The organism is Nocardia acididurans, from assembly GCF_016741815.1.
GTDB classification, from domain to species: Bacteria; Actinomycetota; Actinomycetes; order Mycobacteriales; family Mycobacteriaceae; genus Nocardia; species Nocardia acididurans.
In genome coordinates, this window is sequence record NZ_JAERRJ010000005.1 from 20,855 (window position 1) to 34,347 (window position 13,493).

Below are 13,493 nucleotides of genomic sequence, written 5' to 3' on the forward strand. Positions count from 1 at the left end.
CGCAACCGCGCATAATGAGCGAATGGGCGATGACGCGCACCGTTTCCGTGGGTCCACCGGTAGACCACCCACCCGGCGACTCGTGCGCAATGCCAAACTCGCCACCCTGCCCGTCGCCTACGCCGGTCGCCGCGCCGCCGGAGTGGGCAAACGCGCCATGGGGCGGCCGCCCGCCGAGGTGCAGCGCGAAATCCAGCAGCGCACGGCGCAGCATATTTTCGAGGTGCTCGGCGAATTACGCGGGTGCGTAACGAAATTGGGGCAACTGCTGTCCATTTACGAACTGGCGCTGCCGGACGGAACCGGCGAACCGTATCGAATCGCATTGCGGCAGTTACAGGATTCGACCCCGGCGATGCTGCCGCCGACCGTGCACGCGGCCATGGCGGCGAGCCTGGGGCCGGACTGGCGTTCGCAGTTCCGGGAATTCGACGACCGCAGCGCCGCGTCGGCGTCCATCGGCCAGGTGCACCGGGCCGTCTGGCAGGACGGGCGCGCGGTGGCGGTGAAGATCATGTACCCGGGCGCGCGGGCGGCGGTGCACGGGGATCTGCAGCAGCTGCGCCGAATCTCGGTGCTGGCCACGGTGTTCATCCCGGGTGCGGACGTGCACTCGCTGACCGACGGCATCAGCGCCTCCATCGAACAGGAGCTCGACTACCTCGCCGAGGCCCGGCATCAGCGGACGTTCGCGGCGGCCTTCGCCGACGACCCGGATTTCCTGGTGCCCGAGGTGATCACGCAGTGCGGCGACGTCATCGTCAGCGAATGGGTGGACGGCATCTCCATGCCGCGGCTGATCACCTCCGGCACCCAGGCGCAGCGCGATCGGGCCGGACTGCTGGCACTGCGCTTCGTGATCGCCGGATGGCAGCGCGCCGGACTGCTCTACGCCGACCCGCATCCCGGGAACTTCCGGCTGCTCCCCGACGGACGGCTCGGTGTGGTCGACTTCGGCGCGTGCACGCCGTGGCCGCCCGCCGAATTCCTGGCCTGGCTGGGCGATCTCGCCGAGGCGGTCTTCAACGGCGGCGTACCCGCGCTGGAGCGCGTCATCCGCGACCACGGATTCGTCGCACCGGGCCGCGACATCGACGTCGAGGCCGCCGCCGAAATGCTCGCACCCTTGCTGGAGCCGTTGCAGTACAGCACCTTCCGCATGTCCACCGAATGGCTGGGCGGCATCGTGCGCGAGGCGACCTCACCCCGGCTCACCAATGTGACCCGGCAGTTGACCGTCCCCGGCTACTACACCCCGTTCGGCCGGGCCCTGCTCACCGCGCTCGGCACCCTGTGCCAGCTCGGCACCGGTGGCGCCTTGAAGGCCGAATTCGCCCGCGCCTCACCGGAAATGGCGGCGGCCATGGTCGCGTTCGATCGCCGGGAGACGGCACACCTGGCCATCGCCCGCGCCGAGTCCACCCCCGCTCCACCGCAGTCGCGGCGGCTCCGCGTGGTCGGCGACTGAGTGGTTGCGCGACCGTGCGCAGAACACCGGCCGGGACCGCACCCGCGGGCGGGACGACGAAAGGGGTGCCGCGCCTAGCGGGTCAGTTCGGCGGCCAGGTCGGCGAGGGCTTTGTGCTTGAGCTTGCCGGTGGTGGTGCGGGGGAGGTCGGGGACGAAGTGGATGTCACGGGGAACCTTGTAGCGGGCCAGGTTGGCGCGGACGTGGGCGCGGGCCTCGTCGGGGGAGAGGGTGGCGGCGGGTTTGAGGACGAGGAAGGCGGCCAGGCGTTGGCCGAAGTCGTCGTCGGGCACGCCCCAGACGCCCGCTTCGGCGATGGCGGGGTGGGTGAGCAGGATCTCCTCGACCTCCTGAGGGAAGACGTTCTCGCCGCCGGAGACGATCATCTCGTCGTCGCGGCCGTCGATGAAAAGTCTTCCGGCGGAGTCGAAGTGGCCGACGTCGCCGGTGCTCATGAAACCGTCGACGATCTCCTTGCCGCCGCCTCCGCTGTAGCCGCTGAACTGGAAGGGGTTGCGGTTGAAGATGCGGCCGGTGACGCCGGGCGGTACCGGGTTGCCGTCGTCGTCGAGCAGCCGCAGCCGGACCAGGCCGCGGAGAGGGAAGCCGACGGTGCCGGGGGCGGCGCGCAGGTCTTCGGGCAGGGCGACGGTGCACGGGCCGATCTCGGTGGAGGCGTAGGCGTTGAAGAGGATGTCGCCGTAGGCGTTCATGAATTCGGTGCCGAGCTGTGGGGGTAGCGGCATCGCGCCGCCGAGTACAGCGGTGAGCGAGGAGGTTTCGTAGTCGGCGCGGTCTTCGGCGGGCAGATCCATGATGCGCTTGATCATGGTGGGTACCAGGAAAGCCGCTGTGGCGCTGTGCCTTTCGATGGACGCGAGCACCCACTCCGGGTCGAAGCGGGTGGTCATCACGAGTGGGGAGGTCAGCGCCAGCCCGGTCACCAGCCCGACCATGCCCATGACGTGATGCATGGGCGGGGCCAGCACGATCGGCTGCCCCGGCACCGGCACGGCGCGCAGCCGGGCGAAACGCGGCAGTTCGGCGGCCAGGGTGAGCAGGCGGGGATGCAGGTAGGTGGCCTTCTCCCGGAGTTCCCGCAGTCCCGAATTGCGCAGCGCGCCTTTGGGTGTCCCGGTGGATCCGGAGGTCAGGATCACCAGCCTGCTGCTGCGCGCGGGCCGCGTCACCGAGCGCCGGGTACCGGCGACGAGTTCGTCGATGGTGGGCACGATCCGCCCCGCACCATCCGAAACAGGCTTGGCACCAGTCGGTTTCGCGAGCACCCGCACTCCGTCGAATCCGGCCGCGTCGACTCGCTCGTGAAACTCCGCGTCGTAGATGACGACATCGATGCCGTCACGTTCGACGACCCCGCGCAGCTGTGGCCCGGAGAAGTCGTAGTTCATCGGGATCAGCCCGCAGGACAGCCGCGCTCCCGCGAGCAAGCCCTCCACGAAGCCGCGGTGATTGCGGCACAGCACAGCCACTGTCGAGTGCGGCCCCACCCCGAATTCGTCGCGCAGTGCCGCGGCCAGCCGGGAAACCCTGTTGTGCAGCTGTTTCGCGGTGATCACGCCGTCGTCGTCGATGACGGCCGCCCGGTCCGGATGCCGGGCCGCTGAGAGCGCCAGCACGGTGGCCAGTCCCGCGCCGTGCCGCAGCGCCGCCAGAGTGGCGGGTGCGCGGCGTAGCGGGACGGTGCGTAGTGCGGCGGCGGTGAGCGCGGACCAGTACCGGGCGTTGCCGGTCGATCCGAGGTACCCCGACGCCGATGTGGGGGTCTGTACGTTGTTCATGAAACTTCCATTACCCGACTGTCATTCGGTCAACCGCTCCAATTCGACCGGTGAACTCGTAGTCCCGGAACGGGAAGTGCCGATTGCCCCACCACTGGTTCATGGCCGTGGTCGGGCGAATCGCCAGTTCACCCTGGTAGTTCACGTAGTACGTATTCGATCCGGCACACGGCGCGGTGAGCCACATCGAGCCCTCCGTCCGGTTCAGGCAGAACTCGGCGAAGTCGTCGTAGGCCCGCTTGGTGACGTCCAGTTTGGTCGCCCCGCGTTTGCGCGCCTCCACGATGGCGCGGCGGGCGTGTGCGGCGTTGTTCTCGATGGTGACCAGGATCGAGCTGGGCACGATGGTGTTCGGGCCGCAGCCGACCAGGAACAGATTCGGCCAGCCGTGCGCGCTCACGCCCTGGTAGGCGTGGTAGCCGTGCTCGTGCCAGTAGTCACCGAGTTCCACGCCGTTCTCACCGTGCACGGTGAACACCGGCGCGAATCCGCGTTCGCAGACCCGGAATCCGGTGGCGCACACCAGTACGTCGATCTCGTGTTCGACGCCGTCGGCGGTGCGGACGCCGCGCTCGGTGATGTCCACGATCTTCTCGGTGATCAGCGAGACCCGGTCCTTCTGCTTGAAGGTCCAGAAGTACTCGTTGGACATCGACGGCCGCTTGCAGCCGGGAGCATAGGTGGGAGTGAGCTTTTCGCTCAGCTCGTCATCGCGCAACCAGAGCTTGTACATGGCCGCGCCGGCCTTGGTGAGATAGGGCGCGACCCGGGGCAGCCGGCGCATGGACAGCAGCGCGCCGATCAGTCCCACGTCGATCCCGGTGGCGATGGCTCCGCGAATCGCCTTGCGCACCGGCGGAATCGACATGGCGGCGTCGACCAGCGGATTGAAGTCGAAATCCGGTTTGGGGGCCAGCCAGATGGGGGTTCGCTGGAACACCGTGAGATGGCGTGCCACCTTGGCCAATTCGGGAATCAGCTGCAGCGCGGTCGCGCCGGTGCCGATCACCGCGATGCGCTTGCCGGAGTAGTCGAAGTCGTGATCCCACGTCGCGGTGTGCACGGTCTTCCCGGCGAAGCTTTCGACGCCGGGAATATCGGGCAGCTTGGGGACCTCGAGGATGCCCAGCGCGCCGACCACGAAACGCGCGGTCAATTCGGCGCCGTCACCGAGCGTGACCCGCCACAGGTGCGTGCTCTCGTCCCAGCGCGCGCCCTCGACCCTGGTGTTCAAGCGGATTCGCGGGCGCAGGCCGTACGCGTCGACGACCCGCTCGATGTACTGCTGGATCTCGTGACCCGGCGGGAAGAACCGCGACGAATTGGTGAACGGCATGCGCGACAGGCTGTAGAACACCGCCGGAATATCCACGGCGATACCGGGATAGCGGTTGGCGTACCAGGTGCCGCCGATGCCGTCGTGCTTCTCCAGCAGGGCGAAATCGTGAATTCCGGCCTCGCGCAATTCGATCGCGGTGGCGATGCCGCCGAATCCCGCGCCGACGATGAGGACCTCGTAATCGGTTTTGTTCGACATTTCCATGGCTCCTGCGAGATTCGGCTGCTCAGGATTTCGACACCGCACGCGCGGCGGCTTCGTCCAGCCTGCGGACGGCGCTCGCGGGCAGGATCCGGTCGACCAGGCCGACCAGCGAATCGATATCCATCATGCGGGCGGCCAGCCGCGCACCCGCCGGGGAGACCCGGCCGCCGGTACAGGCGATCCGGGATTCGAACGGGGTGGGCGCGATGGCCGGATTGCGCGCCGCGATGCGAACGATGTTGCGCGCCACGGTTTCCGGGCTGCGGGCGATCAGCTGCGCGGCCAGCACCGAGAGGTTCTTGCCACGGCCGACCGACTTGCCGTCGGTCTCCACGACCTGGGCGTTCGGATAGAAGCCGGTATTGATGAAGGCGGGCAGCACCGCGGTGACGCCGACGCCGGTACCCGCGAATTCGAGGCGCAGGCATTCGGTGAACATCTGCGCCGCCGCCTTGCTGGTGCAGTAGGCGGTGGACAGCGGGATCGGCAGCACCGCGGCCGGTGAGGTGACGTTCAGGATGCGGCCGCCGCGCCCGGCCTCGATCATCTGACGGCCGAACAGCCGGGAGCCGTGCACCACGCCCCAGAAGTTCACGCCCATGATGCGGTTCCAATCCTCGACCGTGTGTCCGAGAAATGGTCCGGCGGTGGTGAATCCGGCATTGTTGACCACCACGGCGGGTGCGCCGTGCGCGTCGTGCACGCTCGCGGCGAAGGCTTCCATGGCGTCCACATCGGAGACGTCGACCGCGTACGGGTACGCCTTTCCGCCCCGGGCCTCGATCCGGTCGACAGTGTCCTTGGCGGTGTCGCCGTTGACGTCGCTGACGATCACCCGTGCGCCCTGCACCGCGAAGCGCTCGGCGGTGGCGCGGCCGATGCCGCTGCCCGCTCCGGTCACGATCACCAGCTTGTTCTCGAATGTGGCCATGTCTACCTCGGTTCGATTCGCACATCATCGTGCTTGGTGTCCCAGCCAAGAGGTGAGAAACTCCCTCACATCTTGATGCCGTCCCAGACAGCATATACTGTGTAACACAGCGTAGACAACGGCAGGGTCGCCGTTGCAGAAGGAGACGCAGCATGCTCACCGTGACGATCGAATATCCACGCCGGGCCGGGTGGATCCAGCGGTTCGCACATCCGCTGTCCTATGCCGTACTCCGCCAGGGCATGAACGTCCTCGTCGCGCTGGCGTGGCGGGGAATCCCGATTCGCGGCGTGCGAATCTTCCACCTCCCGAACCTGCTCGATCCGCTGCTCGCGCCGCTCGTCCCGATTCGCGGAACCACGGTGCGCCGCATCGCGTTTCCGCGCTTCCGCGCCGAATGGGTATGGCACCGGGACGCTGTCGATCCGGAGCGCCGCGAGGCCGCCGTGCTGTACTTCCACGGCGGCGGCCTGGTCTCATGCGGCCTGAATTCGCATCGCCGCCTGGTGTCCCGGATCTCGCGGGCCGCCGGGGTGCCGGTCTTCCAGGTCGACTACCGGCAGCTGCCCAAGGCGCACGTCACCGAGACCATCGAGGACTGCGTGGAAGCCTACGAATACCTACTGGCCCAAGGGTTTCCGGCCGATCGGATCGTGCTCGCCGGTGATTCCGCGGGCGGTGGGCTCGCCTTCCGCACCGCCATCGAGATCCGCGACCGCCTGCTGCCGACACCGGGCGGCATCGTCGGCCTCGCGCCGTGGGCGAACTACGATTCGACCCTGCGCTTCGCGCACCCCAACGATCGGCTCGACCCGATGCTCGGGGCCAGGGCCCTCGACACACCCGCCCAGCTCGGGCTGCTGCGCGACGGCGCTCTCGATCCGGCCTGGTCGGCGGTCAATCACCACTTCGCGGGACTGCCGCCGGTACTGATCCAGGTCGGCTCCACCGAAGTACTGCTGGCCGACGCCCACCAGCTCGCCGAACGCTGTGAAGAGGCCGGGGTGCCCTGCCGAATGCAGGTCTGGGACAGGGCCGTTCACGTCTTCCAGGCCGGTGCGGATCTGCTCCCGGATGCCCGGCAGGCCATCGGCGTCATCGGCGAGTTCATCCGCGACCGCCTCACCACCCCCGGCACCACCCAGCGCACCACCGCCGCGTGAGACACCACGGAGAAATCATGTCCAAGAAGCCCTTCTATCCCGGCCTGGCCGTCGTCACCGGCGCGGGCAGCGGCATCGGCCGCGGCACCGCCAAGGCCCTGGCCGCTCTCGGCGCGGAGGTGATCGTCGCCGATATCGACCTCGACAGCGCGAAAGACGCTGCCGCGGAGATCAACAGCCGGCGCGGCACCGCCTTCGCCTACCGGCTCGACGTGGCCGACACCCCGGCCCTGGAAGCCTTCGCCGCACAGGTGAAGGCCACCCACGGCGTGCCGGACGTGGTGGTCAACAATGCCGGAATCCTCGTGGGCGGGCCGCTGATCGATGTGCCGCTGCGCGATTTCCAGCGCATCACCGATATCAACCTGATGGCGATGATCCACGGCTGCCGCGTCTTCGGTGCGCAGATGGTCGAGCGCGGACGCGGCGGTCACCTGGTGAACGTGGCCTCCATGGCCGCCTTCGCCGCCGCCCCCTACACCGGCCCGTACAGCATCGGCAAGTACGCGGTGAAGCACTTCAGCGACTGCCTGCGAGCCGAATTCGCGCAGCATCGCATCGGCGTCACCGCCATCTGCCCCGGCCTCATCGCCACCAATCTGTCCAACAGCATGAAGGCCGACGGCATTCTCGACGCCGAGCAGTCCGAACTCACCCGCAAACTCATGCTCAAGGGTCAGGCCCTGTTCGGTATGCATCCCGACAAGGCCGGACAGCTCATCGTCCGCGCTGTTCGTGAGAACCGCGCCGTCGAACCCATTCGCCCCGAGGCCCGGATCGCCTATCCGCTCACCCGTTTCGCGCCCGGTCTGGTGCGCTTCGTCATGACCCAGGCGGGCAAGCGCGACATCACCAGGTTGCGCGACACCGTCGCGGGCCCGCAGGCCATCGCCCGCGTCGAGCGCCTGGTGGACCGCATCCCGTTCCGCTCCGGCAATGGCACCGACTCCGCCGACGGCACCCTGAACACCAAGGTCGGCGGTGCCGTATGAGCAGCGTGGCCGGGCGGCGTTGAACCGCGGCCGATTCCCCGATTTCCCTCCCCGAGAAAGCCTTTCATCGTGAGCACTCCGAAAACCAAAGGCCGCCGATCCCAGCGGATCGTCCGGAAGACCGAACCCGATTTCCAAGTCGCCGTGATCGGCGCGGGGCCCGGCGGGCTCGCGGCGGCGGTCAAACTGAAACAGGCCGGGCTGCACGATTTCGTCGTCGTCGAGCGGGCCGACGATGTCGGCGGCAGCTGGCACGAGAACACCTATCCCGGTCTGGGCGTGGACATTCCGGCTGTCGCCTATCAGTACTCCTTCGCGCGCAACGCCACCTGGAGCCGGGTTTTCCCCTACGGCGCGGAGGTGAAGAAGTATCACCAGGATGTGGCGCGGAAATTCGGCCTCTACCGGCACATGCGGTTCGAGACCGATATCGCCCGCGAGGAATGGGACGACACCGGCAACTACTGGAAGCTGATCACCGATTCGGGCGAGGTGATCACGGCGCGGTTCCTGATCAGTGCGGTGGGCGCGTTCGTGCGGCCCAAGGAGGAGGCCGGAATTCCGGGGCGGCTGAACTATCAGGGCAAGTATCAGCGGCCGTCGAGCTGGGACCACAGCTGGGACCACCGGGGCAAGAAGGTGGGCATCATCGGCACCGGAGCCAGTGCGGTGCAGATCATTCCGGCCATCGCTCCCGAAGTGGCGGAGCTGACGGTCTTCCAGCGCACGCCCGTCTGGTCGCTGCCCAAGCCGGACTTCCCGATGCCGCGCGCCGGGCAGCGGCTGCTCGCCGTCCCGGGCCTGCAGGCGGCGCTGCACGGCGTGGTCCTCGTGGTGGTGGATCTGGCGCTGCGCGGCGCGATCTCGGTGCCGACCGAGACCGCCAAGAAGGCCATGACCTGGTTCGACCGGGTCACCATCGCACTGTACGAGCGCTATCTGGGACTCGTGGTCAAGGATCCGGCCACCCGGGCCGAGCTGACACCGGACTTCGGGCCGCTGGCCAAACGTCCCACCATGTCGAACGGATATCTGCGGGCCTACAACCGCGCCAATGTCGGGCTCGTGACCGAGGGCATCGAGGAGATCACCGCCACGGGCATCCGCACCCGCGACGGCGTCGAGCACGAATTCGACATGATCGTGCTCGCCACCGGGTACGAGGTCTTCTCCGATCCGGAGACCTATCGGCCCGGAACCATTGTGGGGCGCAACGGATTCGACCTCGGCAAGTTCTGGACCGAGAACGGCATGCAGGCCTACGAGAGCGTCTCGGTGCCCGGCCTGCCCAACCGGTGGACCCTGGTCGGCCCGTACTCCTGGACCGGCAGCGGCTGGCACTCCTTCGTCGAGATGACCGCCGACCACGCGGTGCGCGCCATCACCGAGGGGCTGCGCCGCAAGGCCGCCGTGGTGGAGGTGCGCAAGGAGGCCCTCGACAGCTATCACGCCGAGATCTTCCGCCGCGCCGAGCCGATCCGGTTCTACTTCAACGAACTCAACGCGCACACGCCGACCTACTACCGGAACTCCCAGGGCGACAGCACCTATGTGCGGCCGTCGGGGTTCTTCGAGGCCAGCCGCGGCCACCGGCGGTTCCCGCTCGACGACTACAGCTACGAGACCGCGCCGGTCCGGTGATCACCCACGCGTCCACGACCGCCGATGACATCCGCGACAATCGTGCGGTGTCGAAGCCGACGGTCGTGGACGCGATCACCGAAGAACTGGCCTACCGGGTGGCGGCGGGCGTCTACCCGCCCGGCGCGCTGCTGCCGTCGGTGCGGCAGCTGGCGGTGGAGTTCAGCGCCAGCACACCCACCGCCAACAGCGCGCTGGGCCGGCTGGCCGCGCTCGGATTCGCCGAGGCGCGGCGCGGGCTCGGCTATGTGGTGCGCGATATCCGGATGTACGGCGGCATCGACACCTGGCGGTACCTGCTGCGCTTCGCGCACCGGGTGCCCGATCAGGCGGCGAAGCTGTTCGCCGACATCATCGATGTGGATCATCTGCTGGTCATGGATGCGGTGCGCACCTTCGTCGACGCCCCGGAACGCTACGACATCACGCCGATCATCCATGCCGCCGATCGCATGGAACTGCTTGTCTCCGACAGCAATTCGGCGCTGACCGACATCATGGCGGCGGAACTGCATCTGCTGCGCTGCGCCTTCGCCGCCCTCGGCAAGCCCGGCGTCCTGAGCCTGTTCAACACCATCGGCGAGGTGCTGGTCACGGTTCCCGAAGCGGCCCAGGCGTTCTACGAGCCGCTGGAACCGGCCGGCCACGTCCTGCTCGCGCGCAAGTTCCAGGAGATCCGCGAGCTGGATACCGATGTCGGGCTACCGGATCTCTCGGTGGTCGAACTCCTGATGCGCGAATACCACAACCAGGTCATCGCGGCCTTCCGCGACCTGATCACCAAGAAGGCGATCGCCGCCGAATGAACCGTGCCGCGATCGCGTACGAAAGGCACACTCCCCCATGGTTTTCCATCCAGAGATCGTCGAAGCGTCCGCCGACTTCTATGAGCGCGCGCCCCTGATCCTGCGCGGGCGCGCCGAATTCGACGTGCCGGTCGCCCGGCTGTGGCGCGAGGTCGAGGAATTCGGCTGGCTCCCCGGCGTTTCCGCCGAGTGGGAGACCCCGGTGCCGCACGGTCCGGGCTCCCGCCGCCGCCTCTCGCTCGGGCCGCTGCTGCTCAGCAACGAGTTCGTCACCCGCGTGGACACCGAGCGGGAGATGGCCTTCTTCATCGGGGAACTGCCGGTGCCGGGGGTCCGCGCCATCGGCGAGCGGCTGATCCTCGAGCCGCTCGGCCGCGGGCGGAGCGCGGTCACCTACACCATCGCCATCGCACCGGCGGGTTTCCCGCGCGTGCGGCTGGCCCCGGTCACGGCGCTGGCGCGGCCGATCTTCTCGCTGGCCCTGCGCACCCTGATCGGACGGTCGCTGCGCCGCGCCGCCTGAGCCCTCGAAACGGCGAACATCCCCCAGTCGGCTACCGATTGGCTAACGTGGTCTTCCGAACGCTTGCTTGCCCACCCCGTCCAGGGGACCCAACCGAGCGAAGGAGCCGCCATGCGTGTCGGATTGATCGGAACGGGCCGTATCGGCGGAAATCTGGCCAGGCTGCTCGTCGCGGGCGGTGACGAGGTCGTCCTCAGCGCCGGGAATCCGGACGGGCCGCGGCGGCTGGCCGAGGAACTCGGTGCGCGGGCCACGACCATGAGTCCCCGCGATGCCATCGCCGCCGTCGATGTGGTCGCGATCGCGGTGTGGTGGGAGGCGTTCCCGGATATCGCGCTCGACTACGGCGAGGCGCTGCAGGGGAAGATCGTCATCGACCCCAGCAATCCCATCACCGAGCGGGCGGGGCAGATCGTGCCGTTGCCGATTCCCGACGGTCTGACCAGCCCGCAGTTCCAGCTCCAGCGGCTCGGAAACGTCCGGTTGGTACGGACCTTCGGCGATCGGTTCGCCGCCGACCTGCTCGCCGACGGGCAGCGCGGGCAGCGCACCGGCGAACGCTCGCCGATGCGGTACTGGAGCGATGACCCGGCGGCCGCGGACGTCGTGGTCGCGCTCATCCGCGACGCCGGATTCGATCCCATCGACGGCGGTGGATTGGCCGACTCGAAGAACGCCGGTGAATAACAGCGGCAGCGCCCTCGTCGTCGGCGGGTCCATCGGCGGGCTCACCGCGGCGATCGCACTGGCACGCAGCGGGATTCGAACCACCGTGCTGGAATGCCGGGAGACATTCGAGGGGCGCGGCGGGATCGGCGTGGACTACCGGATGCTGTGCGAGGCCACCGGGGAGAATCCGGACGAGACGCTCGCCTACATCTACGGGTATCGGCGCTCCACCAGTTTCAACGCGCTCTACGCCTGGCTCGCCGAGGTCGGATCCCGGGTCGAATGGCTCGACATGCGGCTCGGGGTCGATGTCACCAAGGTGTACCAGGACGACGAGAAGGCCTATGCCACCACCGATTCCGTCGAACTCGCGGCCGACATCCTGATCGGCGCGGATGGCTACCGCAGCCTCGTCCGCAGTGCGGTGAATCCGGATCGGCTGCTGACCGACTACGCCGGGTTCATGACCTGGCGCGGCTGGATCGCGGAATCCGCGCTGCCCGCCGAAACCCCTTCGCCCAGTGACGATCTGGTCACGCTCGGATACGGGCGGCAGATGCTGGTGGCGTTCCCGCTGCCGGGGCTGAACAACCGCGATATGGCGAAAGGCCTGCGCACCATCGGCTTCGCCTGGCACGACCCCACCCGCACGAAACTGCTCGAGGACGTCGGGTGCGTCGCGGACGGCAAGATCCTGCGCGGCCTCGAAATGGACATGTTCCCACCGGGTTTGAAGGACGAGATGATCGCCACCACGCGGCGCATGTGGCCGACGCCGTGGCGCGAGGCCATCGTCGAATGTTTCGAGCAGGACCTCGCCTTCGGCACGCCGATCGGAAACTATCTGCCGGAGCGCATGTCTCGCGGGCGGATCGCACTCATCGGCGACGCCGCCCACGCGGTGGCCCCGGCGACCGGCCAGGGCTACAACTCGAGTGTCGAGGACGCCATCGCCCTGCGCGACTGCGCGCGCGACGGGGTCGCCGGCGCCGCGGGCCCGGCCGCCATGGCGGAGTTCGAACGGCGGCGGCTGCCCGCCGCGCAGGAGCTGGTGCGGTGGAGCAGGCAGTGGAGTCGCACCTACGCCGGATCGCACTGAGTCCGGGCGGGTAGCGCCCACTCAGCGACACCAAGCACTTGCTTGGTGTCGCTGGTTGCAGTACCAATGAGAGCCATGAACGATTTCGCGCACCGCTCCGGCGCGGCCCTGGTGCTCGGCGCCAGCGGCGGGCTCGGCACCGCCGTCAGCCGGATGCTCATCGACCGGGGCAGCGACGTCGGACTGACCTACTTCCGCTCGAAGACCGCACTCGATCCCGTCCTCGAGCACGCCGCCGCCACCGGCCGGCGCGCGCAGACCTGGCAACTCGATCTCGCCGACGCCGCGCAGGCCGCCGCGGTAATCACAGCGGCGGCGGCCGAACTCGACGGCATCCACACGCTCGTCTACGCGGCCGGACCACACGTGCCGATGGTGCACCTGAGCCGGGTGGCGCCCGCGGACTTCCAGCGGCAGTTGAACGCCGACACCGCGGCCTTCTTCAACGCGGTGCACGCCGCACTGCCGCACCTGCGGGAGACCAGGGGCAATATCGTCGCGATCACCACCGCCGCCACCGCGCGCTTCCCGGTGCGGGACGGACTGTCCAGTGCCCCCAAGGCGGCGGTCGAGGGACTCATCCGCGGCATCGCCGCCGAAGAGGGCCGCTTCGGGATTCGCGCCAACTGCGTCGGACCGGGGATGACCACCGACGGCATGGCGGATCGGCTCATCAGCTCCGGGGAACTGGACGCCGAGGCGCTCGACATCACCCGGCGCAACATCCCGCTGCGGCGCTTCGGCGACGCCGAGGACATCGCCGAAGCGGTGTGCTTCCTGTCGTCGGACCGCGCCGATTTCATCAGCGGACAGAAGCTCGACGTCGACGGCGGATACGGGGCCTGAAACACGCCCCCTC

The 13,493-nt window shown here is 68.4% G+C and carries 12 protein-coding genes; 9 read left to right on the forward strand and 3 right to left on the reverse strand.

Annotated elements, in window-relative coordinates:
• Nucleotides 1–82 precede the first annotated feature (82 nt).
• Nucleotides 83–1,468, forward strand: a complete 1,386-nt coding sequence (locus tag JK358_RS13335) for an ABC1 kinase family protein (protein ID WP_307817503.1) — start codon at nt 83–85, stop codon at nt 1,466–1,468.
• Nucleotides 1,469–1,542: 74 nt separating this feature from the next.
• On the opposite strand, the gene JK358_RS13340 is transcribed toward JK358_RS13335, so the two are convergent.
• From JK358_RS13340 to JK358_RS13350, 3 genes are read right to left on the reverse strand one after another with little or no spacing between them, the layout of a single operon-like run.
• Entirely contained in the window at nt 1,543–3,267 is a 1,725-nt protein-coding gene (locus JK358_RS13340; protein WP_201947387.1) for an AMP-binding protein, read from the reverse strand.
• A 10-nt stretch (nt 3,268–3,277) separates the two neighbouring features.
• Nucleotides 3,278–4,804, reverse strand: a complete 1,527-nt coding sequence (locus JK358_RS13345; RefSeq protein WP_201947388.1) for a flavin-containing monooxygenase — start codon at nt 4,802–4,804, stop codon at nt 3,278–3,280.
• Nucleotides 4,805–4,832: 28 nt separating this feature from the next.
• A complete protein-coding gene (locus JK358_RS13350) occupies nt 4,833–5,741 on the reverse strand; it encodes an SDR family NAD(P)-dependent oxidoreductase (protein ID WP_201947391.1) in 909 nt (302 codons plus the stop codon).
• 152 nt (nt 5,742–5,893) lie between these two features.
• Here JK358_RS13350 and JK358_RS13355 point away from each other — a divergent pair, with 152 nt between their 5' ends.
• The 8 genes from JK358_RS13355 (at nt 5,894) to JK358_RS13390 (ending at nt 13,480) form a co-directional block, all read left to right on the forward strand.
• On the forward strand, nt 5,894–6,904 hold the full coding sequence (locus JK358_RS13355) for an alpha/beta hydrolase (protein WP_201947393.1): 1,011 nt from the start codon (nt 5,894–5,896) through the stop codon (nt 6,902–6,904).
• Between the two features lie 17 nt (nt 6,905–6,921).
• Nucleotides 6,922–7,896 carry an SDR family NAD(P)-dependent oxidoreductase gene (locus JK358_RS13360; RefSeq protein WP_201947395.1) on the forward strand — a complete coding sequence of 325 codons (975 nt, stop codon included), beginning with the start codon at nt 6,922–6,924 and terminating at the stop codon, nt 7,894–7,896.
• 69 nt (nt 7,897–7,965) lie between these two features.
• Nucleotides 7,966–9,537, forward strand: a complete 1,572-nt coding sequence (locus tag JK358_RS13365) for a flavin-containing monooxygenase (protein WP_307817504.1) — start codon at nt 7,966–7,968, stop codon at nt 9,535–9,537.
• A 47-nt stretch (nt 9,538–9,584) separates the two neighbouring features.
• Nucleotides 9,585–10,343 (forward strand): winged helix-turn-helix domain-containing protein, encoded by a 759-nt coding sequence (locus JK358_RS13370; RefSeq protein WP_201947397.1) that lies wholly within the window; start codon nt 9,585–9,587, stop codon nt 10,341–10,343.
• A gap of 37 nt (nt 10,344–10,380) precedes the next feature.
• Nucleotides 10,381–10,866, forward strand: coding sequence for an SRPBCC family protein (locus JK358_RS13375; protein ID WP_201947400.1), 486 nt, complete (start codon nt 10,381–10,383; stop codon nt 10,864–10,866).
• A gap of 111 nt (nt 10,867–10,977) precedes the next feature.
• On the forward strand, nt 10,978–11,553 hold the full coding sequence (locus JK358_RS13380; protein ID WP_201947402.1) for an NADPH-dependent F420 reductase: 576 nt from the start codon (nt 10,978–10,980) through the stop codon (nt 11,551–11,553).
• Nucleotides 11,546–12,634, forward strand: a complete 1,089-nt coding sequence (locus JK358_RS40335) for an FAD-dependent monooxygenase (protein ID WP_201947405.1) — start codon at nt 11,546–11,548, stop codon at nt 12,632–12,634. The genes JK358_RS13380 and JK358_RS40335 overlap by 8 nt, the downstream gene beginning before the upstream one ends.
• A 75-nt stretch (nt 12,635–12,709) precedes the next feature.
• The gene (locus JK358_RS13390) at nt 12,710–13,480 is read left to right on the forward strand and encodes an SDR family NAD(P)-dependent oxidoreductase (RefSeq protein WP_201947408.1); all 771 of its coding nucleotides are present in this window, start codon (nt 12,710–12,712) and stop codon (nt 13,478–13,480) included.
• Nucleotides 13,481–13,493 lie beyond the last annotated feature (13 nt).

Coding starts and splice junctions, on each gene's coding strand:
- JK358_RS13340 (WP_201947387.1), bottom strand. CDS start 3,267: ATGAACAACGTACAGACCCCCACATCGGCGTCGGGGTACCTCGGATCG.
- JK358_RS13345 (WP_201947388.1), bottom strand. CDS start 4,804: ATGTCGAACAAAACCGATTACGAGGTCCTCATCGTCGGCGCGGGATTC.
- JK358_RS13350 (WP_201947391.1), bottom strand. CDS start 5,741: ATGGCCACATTCGAGAACAAGCTGGTGATCGTGACCGGAGCGGGCAGC.
- JK358_RS13355 (WP_201947393.1), top strand. CDS start 5,894: ATGCTCACCGTGACGATCGAATATCCACGCCGGGCCGGGTGGATCCAG.
- JK358_RS13360 (WP_201947395.1), top strand. CDS start 6,922: ATGTCCAAGAAGCCCTTCTATCCCGGCCTGGCCGTCGTCACCGGCGCG.
- JK358_RS13375 (WP_201947400.1), top strand. CDS start 10,381: ATGGTTTTCCATCCAGAGATCGTCGAAGCGTCCGCCGACTTCTATGAG.
- JK358_RS13380 (WP_201947402.1), top strand. CDS start 10,978: ATGCGTGTCGGATTGATCGGAACGGGCCGTATCGGCGGAAATCTGGCC.
- JK358_RS13390 (WP_201947408.1), top strand. CDS start 12,710: ATGAACGATTTCGCGCACCGCTCCGGCGCGGCCCTGGTGCTCGGCGCC.